Origin of the sequence: Rhodobacter sp. JA431, from assembly GCF_900217725.1 — a bacterium.
Lineage (GTDB): Bacteria > Pseudomonadota > Alphaproteobacteria > Rhodobacterales > Rhodobacteraceae > Rhodobacter > Rhodobacter aestuarii.
In genome coordinates, this window is record NZ_OBMP01000002.1 from 183112 (window position 1) to 196117 (window position 13006).

The following is a 13006-nucleotide window of genomic DNA, read 5'->3' on the forward strand; positions in this document are numbered from 1 at the left end:
GAACGCCATGCCCCAAGCCGATTGTCTCAAGACCGATTGCTCCCAATGCGCCGCTTTGTGCTGCCTTGTGCTCGCCTTTGATCAGGGCAAGGACTTCGCCTTTAGCAAGAACCCCTGCGAGCCCTGCCGGAACCTGTCGGGGCATCTTTGCGCGATCCATGATCGCCTGAATGAGGCGGGGATGCCCGGCTGCATCGCCTATGATTGCTTGGGCGCAGGCAACCGAGTGGTGCAAGAGGTCTTTGCCGGTCAGACTTGGCAACAAGAGCCGCGGCTGATGCGGGTGATGATGGAGGCGTTTTCGGCCATGCGTGAGGTGCATAAACGCATTGATCTGCTGCGCGCGGCCGAAATGTTCCCGCTAGAGCCGCATTCCGAACAAGAGCGCCGTGCCTTTCAAGACCGGCTAGAAAACCACCGCTGGAGCGGGACGGAACTCAACGAATTTGAGGCCGAGCTTGCGCTTGAAATCGACATGTTCCTTTACGGGATCAAAGATCACTTCCCGGTCGATATTTTGGCCAGCCTGAAGATGGGCTGACCAACCGCTTGCCCCAAAAGGAAAAGGCGCCCCTATTGGAGCGCCTTTCTTTATTCGCCTTGCAGCCTTGGCTTACATGAACGCATCCGGCTCAGCGGCTTTTTTCTTCGCGACATATTCGGCCAGGGCTTCATTGATGCCCGGATCAATCGCCGGGGCTTGGTATTCGCCCAGCATCTTCTCAACCCGTTTTGCGGCGATGGAAGAGGTATCGCGACCGCCTTCCTCTTCCCAGGTTTCAAACGGTTTGTAGTCGAGCAGGTTGGTTTTCCAGAAGGCTTCTTTGAAGTTCGACTGGGTATGCGCGCAGCCCAAGAAGTGGCCGCCCGGGCCAACTTCGCGCAGCGCATCCATCGCTTGGCCGTTTTCAGACATATCTACGCCCGCCGCCAAACGATGCAGCACGCCCAATTGGTCGGCATCCATCACATATTTTTCGTAAGACGCCACCAGACCGCCTTCAAGCCAGCCGCAAGCGTGCAGCATGAAGTTCACGCCCGACAACAGACCGATGTTGAGCGTGTTGGCGGTTTCGTAAGCGGCTTGCGCATCGGGCAGTTTCGAACCGTTGAACGAGCCCGCCGAGCGATAGGGCAGCCCCATGCGGCGCGCCAATTGGCCCGCGCCAAGGGTGATTTGCGCAGCTTCCGGCGTGCCGAAGGTGGGCGCGCCCGAGTTCATGTCGATCGAGGTCACGAAGGCCCCGAAAATCACCGGCGCGCCTTTGCGGATAAGCTGGCTATAAGCCACACCCACCATCACCTCGGCCAGAACTTGGGTCAGCGTGCCCGCGACAGAGACCGGCGCCATCGCCCCGCCCACGATGAAGGGCGAGATGATGCAGGCTTGGTTCGCCGCCGCATAAACCTCAAGCGCGTCCATCATGATCGGGTCGAAGGTGAGCGGCGAGTTGATGTTCACGAGCGAGGTCATCACCGTGTTCTGATCAACGAAGTCATCGCCAAAGAGGATCTTCGACATCTCGACCGAGTCGACGCAACGCGAACGCTCGGTGACCGACCCCATGTAGGGTTTGTCCGAAAGCGTCATGTGCGAGAACAGCATATCAAGGTGGCGTTTGTTCACCGCCACATCGGTCGGTTCGCAAACGGTGCCGCCCGAATGGTGCACCCATTTCGACATTTGGCCGAGTTTCACGAAGTTGCGGAAATCGGTCAGGGTGGCGTAGCGGCGGCCACCGTGAATGTCACGCACGAAGGGCGGGCCATAAACAGGTGCCAGCACAAGGTTTTTGCCGCCGATGGTGACGTTGCGCTCGGGGTTACGGGCGTGTTGCACGAAGCTCGAGGGCGCGGTTTTGCACAGTTCGCGCGCCAAGCCTTTGGGGAAGCGCACGCGCTCGCCTTGCACATCGGCCCCGGCTTCACGCCAACGATCGAGCGCAGCCGGGTTGTCAACGAAGTTGACGCCGATCTCTTCCAGCACCGTTTCGGCATTGGCTTCGATGATCGCCAGCGCTTCTTCGTTCAGGATTTCCAGATTGGGAATGTTGCGCTCGATATAGCGCGCAAATTCGAATTTGACCGCCGTGCGCTCGGCACGACGCGCGGCACCGCCGCCCCCACGGGCCCGACGCCCGGCGCTTGCGGTTGGTTGTTCGACGACCTGATTCATCACGCTCTCCCCGACTCGGCCCTGAATGGCTTCGGAATCTTCTATCCGATGCGACTCTGTGCCCGTGCGCGGATTGCGACATCAGCGATAAAGAAGCGACTGTCCCGCGTGGAAGAGATGCACTTTTTCCGGCGCTGCGGTCAGCGTGACCTTGGCGCGGCGCAAATCAGCATGAATGCCGGGGAGTTTGGCAATCACATGCGGTGCGCCGGGTTCCGCCCCGAAATAAAGGAGCGTCACCTCCCCCAAAGCTTCCACAATCTCTACCTTGCCGGTGAAAAGCCCCTGCCCGTCTGTGCGGGTCAAATCTTCGGGCCGCACGCCGATATTGACGACCAGCCCCATATCTTCGGGCCGGGTCGGCACGGTCGAGCGCGCCGTGCCGCCATCCGCCAGCTTGACCGTGGTCACATCGCCCGTTTCCACCACCCTGCCGGGCAAAAGGTTCATTTGCGGCGAGCCGATAAATTGCGCGACAAATTCATTTTGCGGGCGTTCATAGAGTTCGAGCGGCGTGCCCACCTGCGCAATGCCTTTATTCGCCAGAACAACAATGCGCGAGGCCAGCGTCATCGCCTCCACCTGATCATGGGTGACATAGATCATCGTGCGGTCTGGCATCGCTTCTTTGAGTTGCGCAATCTCGATCCGCGTTGCCACGCGCAAGGCGGCATCAAGGTTCGAGAGCGGCTCATCGAACAGATAGACCTTCGGGTCGCGCACAATCGCCCGCCCAATCGCCACCCGTTGCCGCTGCCCGCCCGAAAGCGCCTTCGGCAAACGGTCAAGATAGGGCGTGAGTTGCAAGATTTCGGCGGCCTTATTCACTGCCGCGTCAATTTCTGCGCGCGATTTCTTTGCGATTTTGAGCGCGAACTCCATGTTCTGGCGCACCGTCATATGCGGGTAAAGCGCGTAAGACTGAAACACCATCGCAATGCCGCGCTGTGCGGGCGGCATATCGTTGACCCGCACGCCATCAATCGTCAGATCGCCGCCGGTGATCCGCTCCAACCCCGCGATCATCCGCAACAGCGTGGATTTTCCGCAGCCCGAGGGGCCGACGAAGACGATCAGCTCGCCCGCTTTGATCTCGAGGTTGATGTCGCGCAGAACATCGACCTCGCCGTAAGATTTTGCAACGCCCGTAAGCGTTAGGTCAGCCATCACGGCCTCCTTGATTGAGCTTGAGGAGCGAGGGCTGCCACGGCCCCAAATGCAAAGTGTGGTCGGGCATCGGCCGGATCGAGCCCAACTCGCCGCCAATCGTCACCCAATCGCCCGCGGGCACGGTGGTATCGACCGGGTGATCCGAGAGGTTGAAGAAGCACAAGATTTCTTCTTCATCACAAATCCGGTGGAAACTCAGCACATCCCCATGCGCCCAGATATGGGTCATGCTGCCCGCCTTCAGCGCCGGGTGATGGTGGCGGAAGGCGATCGCGCGGCGGTAATGGTGAATGAGCGCAGCCGGGTCGGTTTCAACCGCATCGGGGGCGAGGTGATAATGGACCGAGGGCACCGGCAACCACGGTTTGGACGAAGAAAACCCGCCATAAGCGGCGTCTTTGTGCCAGACCATCGGCGTGCGGCAACCATCGCGGCCTTTGAACTCGGGCCAGAACTGGATGCCATATGGGTCTTGCAAATCATCATAGGCGAGATCCGCCTCTGGCAACCCCAATTCCTCCCCCTGATAGAGGCAGATAGAGCCCTTCAGGCACATCAACAGCGTCGTGTAAACCCTTGATGAGGCCGGATTAAGCCCCCAACGCGAGATATGGCGCACGACATCGTGGTTGGAATAGGCCCAACAGGCCCAGCCTTCGCCCGCGACGCGCTCCAAATGCTCAAAGGTGTCTTTGATGAACCCCGCTTTCAGCGGTTCATGGCCCGAAAGCAACTCGAACGCGTAAGACATCTGCATCTTGTCTTCGCCCGAGGTGTATTCGCCCAAAATCTCTAGCCCGCGCTGGCTGTCGCCCACCTCGCCCACAGCCGCCGCATTATAGCCGTTCATCAGCGTGCGCAGCTTGCGCAGAAACTCCACATTGCGGGGGTGGTTCTTGTCGTAGATGTGGCGCTGGTGGTTGTAGGGGTTCACCTTGGGCGCGGTTTGGTCGTTGCGCTCTGCGGGCGGCAGCGCGGGGTTATCGCGCAACTCCTCGTCATGCATGTAGAAATTGATCGTATCGAGGCGGAAGCCATCCACCCCGCGATCGAGCCAAAACTTCGCCACGCTGAGCAATTCCTGCTGCACCTCGGTGCAGTGGAAATTGAGGTCGGGCTGCGCCACCAAGAAGTTGTGCAGATAGTATTGTTCGCGCCGCGAGTCCCATTGCCACGCCGGGCCGCCAAAGATCGACAGCCAGTTGTTGGGCGGCGTGCCATCGGGCTTTGGGTCGGCCCAAACATACCAATCGGCTTTTGCATTGTCGCGGCTATCGCGGCTTTCTTTGAACCACGGATGCTGGTCTGAGGTATGCGAAAGCACCAAATCAATCAGCACTTTCAGCCCCAAAGCATGAGCGGTGGCAATCACTTGGTCGAAATCCGCCAAGGAGCCAAACATCGGATCGACATCGCAATAATCGGCGATGTCATAACCAAAATCTTTCATCGGCGAGGTGAAGAAGGGCGAAATCCAGACCGCATCGGCGCCAAGGCTCGCCACATGCGGCAGGCGCTGCACGATCCCCAGCAAATCGCCCACGCCGTCGCCATTGGTGTCTTGGAACGAGCGCGGATAGATCTGATAGATCACCGCGCCGCGCCACCAGTCAGGAGATTTGTTGAGCAAGTTCATGGATTATCCGCCTTTCACCGAGCCAGCCAGAAGGCCGCGTACAAGGTATTTCTGAAGCGCAAAGAAGACGAGAAGCGGCACCGCAATCGACACAAAGGCCGAGGCTGCCAAAATTTCCCAATCGCCCCCGCGCGAGCCCAAAAGTTCGCGCAACACCCCCGTCATGACAAGCTGATCGGGGCGGTTGCCTAGAAAAACGGTGGCGACAAGCAGATCGTTCCACACCCAAAGGAACTGAAAGATCGCAAAAGAGGCAAGTGCCGGGAAAGAGAGCGGCAGAATGATGCGCCGGAAGATCTGAAATTCGGTCGCGCCATCGACGCGCGCACTTTCAATAATCTCTTTTGGCAGGCCGACCATGTAGTTGCGCAACAGGTAAATGGCGAGCGGCAGGCCAAAGCCCGTATGCGCCAGCCAAATGCCCAAATAGCCTTTGCCAAGGCCAATCTCATTGTGGAACCGCAAGAGCGGAATGAGCGAAAGTTGCAGCGGCACGACCAAAAGCCCCACCACAGCCGCCACCAAAAGCGCCCGGCCCGGAAACTGCATCCATGCCAGCGCATAGGCGGCAAAGGCGGCAATCAAAATCGGGATCACGGTCGCCGGGATGGTGACGGTCATCGTGTTGAGGAACGCGCGCCCAAGCCCCTCCGCCCCGATCACGCGGGCGTAATTGTCAGTGGTGAAGCGTGGCGGTGTGGTGGTGGTGATGAAAATCCGCATACCGCGCGTGTTGGTGAATTCTTGCGGGGCGGTGAGCCGGTAGTCGCCATCGGGGGCGACGGTGATCACCTCGCCGTCTTTCAGATCAACCGTTTCGCCCGGCGCATAAGCCTCTGGCGCGCGCGAAGATGTCCCCCAGCGCTCCAACCCCTGCCCCGGTTCCAGCACGTTCCCCTCAATCACCCAAAGGTCATTTTCTTGGAACTGATCTTGCGCCGTGCCCGCGCGCACAAAGCTTGTCGCGGTGGCCGGAAAGGCCGCACGCCACCAACCCGAGGCGGTGATTTGATCGCGGTCGCGGAAGGACGACACCAACAGCCCAACCGTCGGCACGACCCATAAAATCACCAAGACGGCCGCCGCCAGATTAACCGCCCAAACCAGCCGCGCACGAGTGCCTGCAATGTTGTCCATCAGGCCATCTCCTTGCGGGCATTGCGAATGTTCCAAATCATGATCGGCGTAACGAGCGCCATGATCACCAGTGCAATCGCCGAACCACGACCATAATCGGGCGCGCCGCGGAACATCCAATTATACATCATATTGGCGAGCACCTGCGTACCCCATTCGCCATTGGTCATCACAAAGACAATGTCGAAGACCTTGAGCACGGTGATCGTGATCGTGGTCCAAACAACCGCAATCGTGCCCCAGATTTGCGGCACTTTGATACGGAAGAACAACTGCCACGGGTTCGCCCCATCCAAGATCGCCGCTTCAATCGTTTCTTCGGGGATGCCCCGAAGCGCCGCCGATAAGATCACCATCGCAAAGCCGGTTTGGATCCAGATCAGCACGATCATCAGGAAGAAATTGTTCCAAAACGGCACCGTCAGCCATGTTTCCGGGCTATTGCCCAAAGACACCCAAATCGCGTTCAAAAGCCCGATCTGCTCTTGGCCTTCTGCGCGGTAATCATAGACAAATTTCCAAATCACCCCGGCGCCAACGAAGGAAATGGCCATCGGCATGAAGATCATGGATTTGGCAAAATTGCCCCATTTGATCCGGTCGGTGATTTGCGCAGCGATCAGCCCAAAGAAGGTGGAGGCCGCAGGTACCACCAAAAGCCACATCAGGTTGTTGAAGATCGACTCGCGGAATTTCGCGTCTGAGAGCAGCCAGTTGTAATTGGCAAAGCCGACAAAGGCTTTCGCATCGCTGTCTTGAAAGCTCATCAGCGTGGATTTGAAGACCGGATAGACAAGATAGACGCCTAAGAACAAGATCGCCGGGCCGATGAAGAGCCAAGGCCGGATCATATTGGCGCGCAAGATATTGCGGCCAATATTGGGGCCGCGCGGGGGGTAAAGCGTGTCGAGCAAGAAATTCGCGCCCCAAAACCACGCCACGCAGGCAAAGACCCCGGTCAGAATCGTGCCGCCTGCCAGCATCAGCTGTTCCATTCACCCCTCCCCGGTCATGGTCACCCGCCCAAGCCAGCGCCCGGGCGGGCGGGGCCGCTTATTGCAGCGTGTCCCATGTCGCTTGAATTTGCGCGCCCACGTCTGCGGCGGGTTTACCGCCCGCATAATCGACCATCCCGGTCCAAAACGCCCCCGCGCCAATCGCCCCCGGCATCAGGTCAGAACCATCAAAGCGGAAGGTCGTGGCATCGAGTAGAATGGCGCCCATTTTCGCAAGTGTTTCATCACCATAGAGCGCGGTGTTCACAGCTTTATAGGGCGTAACAAAGCCCTTTTGCGCCATCCAAACCTCATGCGCGATCGGGCTTTCGAGGAAGGTGATGAACGCATCGCCCGCCGGATTGTCGGTGAGCTTGGCAAACATCGTCCCCGCGCCCAAAACCGGCTGGCCGAGGTCTTTTTCCGCGTAAGCCGGGAAGTAGAAGAAATCGGCATCTTCACCGACCACCACGCCTTCGGGGAAGAAGGACGGGATGAAGCTGGCCTGACGGTGCAGGTAGCATTGCGGCGGGCTGGTAAAGAGGCCTTTGGGGCTGTCACGGAAGTCGGTCGTGGCAACAGCACCCGCGCCGCCCGCCACATAGGCATCATTGCGGGCAAACCAGCCAAAATCTTCAATCGCGGCAACCACTTTCGGGTCATCGAATTTGAGCGTGTTGGCGACCCAAGCATCATAATCGGCAGGGGTGTTGAGGCGCAGCATAAAATCTTCGACCCAATCGGTCGCGGGCCAGCCGGTGGCCCCGCCCGAGCCCAAGCCAATGCACCACGGCGTACCGCCATCGGCCACGATCTGTTCGGTGAGCGCCTTCAACTCTTCCATCGTTTGCGGCACGTCATAGCCCGCATCTTCAAAGTTTTCAGGCACATACCAGACAAGCGACTTCACATCCGCCTTGAAGGGGAAGGCATATTGATGCGCCGCGCCATCGGGGCCCATGTAGTTGCCATAAGCGGCCCAGCTATCACCCGCGGCGTAATTTGCCTTGATCCAGTCTCCGGTGCCCTCGGCCAGCGGCACAAGGCGGCCCTTTTGGGCCAAGTCGCCCGCCAGACCGGGTTGCGGGAAAACGGCGACATCTGGCGGGCTGCCGCCCTCGGCATCAATGACGATCTGTTGCTCGAAACTGTCCGAGCCGGAATAAACCACATTTGCCCCGGTCGCGGCCTCAAAATAGGCGATCACGCTTTCAAAGAGATCCTTATCCGGCCCGAGCCACGGCCCCAAAACGGTCAGCGTTTGGCCCGACAAATCCATCTGCTGCAGCGCCTCGTAAGAGGCCCAATTGAACCGCGCATCCTCGCCGGGGGCAAATTTGAGATCTTGCGCCAAAGCGCCAGAATCAGTGAGCGCAGCCAGCGCCACGCCCAGATACAAATGTTTCGACATTCAGTCCTCCCGAGACCGAGCCAAAGGCCCTTTTGACCCACAGGCGCCTTGATCCACGGGGAAAATCCGACTCGCCCCAAAGCGCTTTGGATGGCCGAGCGTCCCGCAATGGGGGGCGAAAGTCAACCGCGCCGCGGGGGCAAAACACTTGGAAATCCTCAAAAATGCTGCAAGCGCAGCACGGCGGTCCTGCCCGCAGCGCGCATTGACGCCCCCTTAGCCACGGCGTATCGTGATCCAATTCAAACCGCTTTGAATGCGGCGCCCGGGACGGATGCCATGAACCTGAAAGACCTTGCCGATCTGCTGGGGCTCTCGCCCACCACGGTGAGCCGGGCGCTCAACGGCTTTCCCGAGGTGGCGGAGGCCACGCGCAAGCGGGTCGAGGAGGCGGCGCAACTGCACCATTACCGCCCCAACACACAGGCCAAGCGGCTCGCCACAGGCCGCGCGATGGCGATTGGCCATGTCATTCCGCTGTGCAGCCAGCATGAGATTGTGAACCCGGTTTTTGCCGATTTCATCGCCGGTGCAGGCGAGGTTTACGCGCGCGAAGGCTATGACATGGTGCTGATTTCGGTCCCGGTCGAAGATCACGCGCAGGCCTATCGGGAGTTGCGCGCAAAACGCAATGTCGATGGGGTGATTGTCCATGCGCCGCGCGCGGGTGATGGGCGGATTGCGCTTTTGCACGAGCTTGGCTTGCCCTTTGTCGTGCATGGCCGCGCCTCTGGCGTGGATTTGCCCTATGCCTATGTGGATGTGAACAATGCCCGCGCCTTTGAACGCGCGACGAATTTTTTGCTCGACCTTGGCCATCGCCGGATTGCGCTTTTGAATGGGGTCGAGGGGATGGATTTCGCCCTGCGTCGCCAGCGCGGGTTTGCGCGGGCCTTTGCCGCGCGGGGGCTAGAACCCGACCCAAGCCTGATGATCGCCGGTGAGATGACAGAGGCGCAGGGTCATGATGCGGCTTGCGACATGCTGCGCCGCGCCGACCCGCCCACCGCGTTTATCACCGCCTCGCTGCTGTCGGCTGTCGGCGTGCGGCGGGGTTTGTGGGAATTGGGGTTGCGCATGGGGCGCGATGTCTCGATTTTGACCCATGATGATGAGCTTGGATATTTCCGTAATGGTGCCGAAGAGCCGATTTTCACCGCCACCCGCGCCTCGGTGCGCGAAGCGGGGCGGCGCTGTGCCAGCCTCTTGCTCGATATGATCGCCACACCAGATATGGCCACAGATATGGCTCCGGCCACCCAATTGATGGAAGCGGTTTTGGTGCTGGGGGCCTCCACCGGCCCTGCCCCCGACCGCTCTGTTCCTCCCATGACGACCGCTCAAGGATTACCCCTATGACTGCCCTGCCCCCCCGTTCCACCTTTCCGCGCGGATTTAAGTTCGGCATGGCGACCTCCTCTTACCAAATCGAAGGGCATGGCGCGGGCGGTGCGGGGCCAACGCATTGGGACACATTCGCCGCCACACCAGGCAATGTGGTGCGAGCAGAAAATGGCGCGCGGGCCTGCGATCATTACCACCTGTGGGAACAAGATCTGGATCTGGTCGCTGCGGCGGGCTTTGATATTTATCGCTTTTCCACCTCTTGGGCGCGGGTTCTGCCCGAGGGGCGCGGCACGGTGAATATGAAAGGGCTCGATTTCTACGACCGTCTGGTGGATGGGATGCTGGAACGCGGACTGAAACCCGCAATGACGCTTTACCATTGGGAACTGCCCGCGGCACTGGCCGACAAAGGCGGCTGGCGCAACCGCGATATTTCGCGCTGGTTTGCCGATTTTGCGCAGGTGATCGCGGTGCGGCTGGGCGACCGGATTTGGTCCACCGCGCCGATCAACGAGCCGTGGTGTGTGAGCTGGCTAAGCCATTTTCTTGGCCACCATGCGCCGGGGCTGCGCGACATTCGTGCCGCCGCCCGCGCCATGCATCACGTGCTTTTGGCGCATGGCCGCGCCACCAAAGTGCTGCGCATCGCGGGGATGAAAAACCTCGGCGCCGTGTGCAATTTTGAAACCGCGCTGCCCGCAGACCCATCGCCCTTTACCCAAGCCGCAGCAAAACGTTACGACGCGATCTACAACCGCTTCTTCATTGAGGCGATGTTCAAAGGCCGCTACCCGGCCGAGGCGCTTGAGGGCCTAGAACCCTATCTGCCCGAGGGGTGGGAGGATGATTTTGTCACCATCGCGCAACCGCTCGATTGGTTTGGGGTGAATTATTACACCTGCAAACGCATTGCCCCCGATGATGGCCCTTGGCCCGCCTTGCAAGAAATTCCCGGCCCGCTGCCCAAAACCGAAATGGGTTGGGAAATCCGCCCAGAAGGGCTGACCGAATTCCTGACCCGGATTGCGCGCGATTACACTGGCAAGCTGCCGCTTTATGTCACCGAAAACGGCATGGCCGCGCCGGACCGGCTCGAAAACGGCGCCTGCGACGACCAAGATCGCATCGCTTATTATGCCGCCCATCTGGACGCCTGCCGCAAAGCGATTGCCTCAGGCGTGCCGCTCAAAGGCTATATGGCGTGGTCTGCGATGGACAATTATGAATGGGCCTTGGGCTATGCGAAGCGCTTCGGATTGATCCATGTCGATTTCGAAAGCTTGCAGCGCACCCCGAAGGCGTCTTATCACGCCTTTAAACAGGCTTTGGAGCGCTAACATGATCTCGTCCTCCCCCAACCGCTACACGCTTTTGGCCGATATTGGCGGCACGAACACGCGCGTGGCGCTGGCGGATCATGGACGGTTGCTGCCCGAAACGATCAAACGCTATGCCAATGCGGGCCGCCCGGCGCTGGAACCGATCTTGGCGGACTATATGGACACCGAGGGCGTGCGCGATCTCGCCGGCGCCTGCGTCGCCGCTGCGGGGCCGGTGCGCGATGGCGTGGCGCATATGACGAACCTCTCTTGGGTGATCAAAGACAGCGCGATTGCCGAGGTCACCAAAGCCGAAACTGTTGCCGTTCTCAATGACTTGCAAGCCCAAGGTCATGCACTTGGCTACCTTGCTGAGGGGGCTGTGCGCGATGTGGTTGCCGGGGCAGAAGCGCTGCCCGGCTCCAGCCAATTGGTGGTGGGCGTGGGCACCGGCTTTAACGCGGCACCGGTGCATGAAGCGCCGGGCGGGCGGATCGTGGCGGCCTCTGAATGCGGCCATGTTACTTTGCCAACCGTCACTGATGAAGACATTCGCTTGATGCGTTTTGTCGAAGAGGTGCACGGCTTTGCGGCGGTGGAAGATGTTCTTTCGGGGCGCGGGCTGGAACGGGTTTTTGCGTTTGTCGCGCGCGAAGCGGGGCAAGAAAAAACGCTGCCTGCCGCGCAAGTGATGGAAGAAATTACCGCGCGCACACCGCTCGGCTGTGAAACCGCGCGCATTTTCATTCGGCTTTTGGGCGCGGTGGTGGGCGATTTGGCACTGATTCACCTGCCCTTTGGCGGCATTCATCTGTGTGGCGGCGTGGCGCGCGCTTTTGCGCCGCTGTTGGAAGAATTCGGTTTTGCAGCAGCTTTGCGCGCCAAAGGCCGCTTTGCAGAGTTCCTGGAAGCCTTCCCGGTGCGGATGATCGAAGATGATTACGCCGCGCTATCGGGCTGCGCAGCCTATATTCACGCCCGCGCCCCCCAACTTTAAGCGCGTTTTTGCCCGAAAATTAGCCGCCATACCAAGGGACGGCACACACTCTTCCATCGGGGTGTGAAATTCCCTTTCGCGTCAAGTCAATCTTAACCCGCAGCGGCTAAGCCTCTTTCATGCAGGAATGAAAGGGGAACGCGTGATCCTTTTCCAAAACCATATCTTTGCGGGGTCGTGATGCAGACCATTACCCTCGCCCCCCGGCTCGATCTTTCGCAGGTCCGCCCGCTCGCAACTACGCTGCGGGAGGCCTCTGGAACCGACCTTGTTATCGATGCGTCCGGTGTCACCCATCTGGGTGGGCTGGCGTTTCAAGTCATCGCCTCGGCCGCAAAAGATGCGCAGGCCGCTGGCACCTCGTTCACCATCACCCCGCGGTCCGAAGCTTTTGAGCAAGCTCTTGAGTTGTTTGGTCTTGTCCCCGCGGATCTGCAAACCGGAGAGGCCGCATGAGCCTGACTGTTCTGGCCGTCGATGACAGCCGCACCATCCGCGACATGCTCAAGCTTGCCCTGAGCGAAGCGGGGATCACTCTGCACCTTGCCGAAGACGGCGTGCATGGGTTGGAAGTGCTCGAGGGTATCGCCCCGGATGCGATCATTTCCGACATCAACATGCCGCGTCTTGATGGCTTTGGCTTCATCGAGGCGGTGCGCCAACAAGACAAGCACCGGGGCACCCCGATCTTGGTGCTCACCACCGAATCTGCCCCCGAGCTGAAAGCTCGTGCGCGTGCCGCTGGCGCGACGGGATGGATCGTAAAACCGTTTGACCCGCCGAAGCTGGTCAAAGCGCTGCAGATGGTCGCCGGTTAA

The 13006-nt window shown here is 59.8% G+C and carries 12 protein-coding genes; 6 read left to right on the forward strand and 6 right to left on the reverse strand.

Annotated features, from left to right (window positions below; translation table 11 throughout):
• Nucleotides 1-7 precede the first annotated feature (7 nt).
• Nucleotides 8-541, forward strand: a complete 534-nt coding sequence (locus CRO18_RS04560) for a hypothetical protein (protein ID WP_097081227.1) — start codon at nt 8-10, stop codon at nt 539-541.
• A gap of 72 nt (nt 542-613) precedes the next feature.
• Here the strand turns inward: CRO18_RS04560 and CRO18_RS04565 are convergent, their stop codons facing one another.
• The 6 genes from CRO18_RS04565 to CRO18_RS04590 form a co-directional block, all read right to left on the reverse strand.
• Nucleotides 614-2176: a trimethylamine methyltransferase family protein gene (locus CRO18_RS04565; RefSeq protein ID WP_097081228.1), complete on the reverse strand. Its 1563-nt coding sequence runs from the start codon at nt 2174-2176 to the stop codon at nt 614-616.
• A gap of 81 nt (nt 2177-2257) precedes the next feature.
• Nucleotides 2258-3343 carry an ABC transporter ATP-binding protein gene (locus tag CRO18_RS04570; RefSeq protein ID WP_097081229.1) on the reverse strand — a complete coding sequence of 362 codons (1086 nt, stop codon included), beginning with the start codon at nt 3341-3343 and terminating at the stop codon, nt 2258-2260.
• Nucleotides 3336-4982 (reverse strand): alpha-glucosidase, encoded by a 1647-nt coding sequence (locus tag CRO18_RS04575; RefSeq protein WP_076483441.1) that lies wholly within the window; start codon nt 4980-4982, stop codon nt 3336-3338. The genes CRO18_RS04570 and CRO18_RS04575 overlap by 8 nt, the downstream gene beginning before the upstream one ends.
• Before the next feature lie 3 nt (nt 4983-4985).
• Entirely contained in the window at nt 4986-6119 is a 1134-nt protein-coding gene (locus tag CRO18_RS04580; protein ID WP_097081230.1) for a carbohydrate ABC transporter permease, read from the reverse strand.
• On the reverse strand, nt 6119-7114 hold the full coding sequence (locus CRO18_RS04585; RefSeq protein ID WP_097081231.1) for a carbohydrate ABC transporter permease: 996 nt from the start codon (nt 7112-7114) through the stop codon (nt 6119-6121). The genes CRO18_RS04580 and CRO18_RS04585 overlap by 1 nt, the downstream gene beginning before the upstream one ends.
• 58 nt (nt 7115-7172) lie before the next feature.
• Entirely contained in the window at nt 7173-8525 is a 1353-nt protein-coding gene (locus tag CRO18_RS04590; RefSeq protein WP_097081232.1) for an ABC transporter substrate-binding protein, read from the reverse strand.
• A gap of 279 nt (nt 8526-8804) precedes the next feature.
• Here CRO18_RS04590 and CRO18_RS04595 point away from each other — a divergent pair, with 279 nt between their 5' ends.
• The 5 genes from CRO18_RS04595 (at nt 8805) to CRO18_RS04615 (ending at nt 13006) form a co-directional block, all read left to right on the forward strand.
• A complete protein-coding gene (locus CRO18_RS04595; protein WP_076483598.1) occupies nt 8805-9884 on the forward strand; it encodes a LacI family DNA-binding transcriptional regulator in 1080 nt (359 codons plus the stop codon).
• On the forward strand, nt 9881-11209 hold the full coding sequence (locus tag CRO18_RS04600; RefSeq protein ID WP_097081233.1) for a GH1 family beta-glucosidase: 1329 nt from the start codon (nt 9881-9883) through the stop codon (nt 11207-11209). The genes CRO18_RS04595 and CRO18_RS04600 overlap by 4 nt, the downstream gene beginning before the upstream one ends.
• 1 nt (nt 11210) lies before the next feature.
• The gene (locus tag CRO18_RS04605) at nt 11211-12188 is read left to right on the forward strand and encodes a glucokinase (RefSeq protein ID WP_097081234.1); all 978 of its coding nucleotides are present in this window, start codon (nt 11211-11213) and stop codon (nt 12186-12188) included.
• A 180-nt stretch (nt 12189-12368) separates the two neighbouring features.
• On the forward strand, nt 12369-12644 hold the full coding sequence (locus CRO18_RS04610) for an STAS domain-containing protein (RefSeq protein WP_076483436.1): 276 nt from the start codon (nt 12369-12371) through the stop codon (nt 12642-12644).
• Nucleotides 12641-13006: a response regulator gene (locus CRO18_RS04615; protein WP_076483435.1), complete on the forward strand. Its 366-nt coding sequence runs from the start codon at nt 12641-12643 to the stop codon at nt 13004-13006. Before CRO18_RS04610 ends, CRO18_RS04615 begins: the two co-directional genes overlap by 4 nt.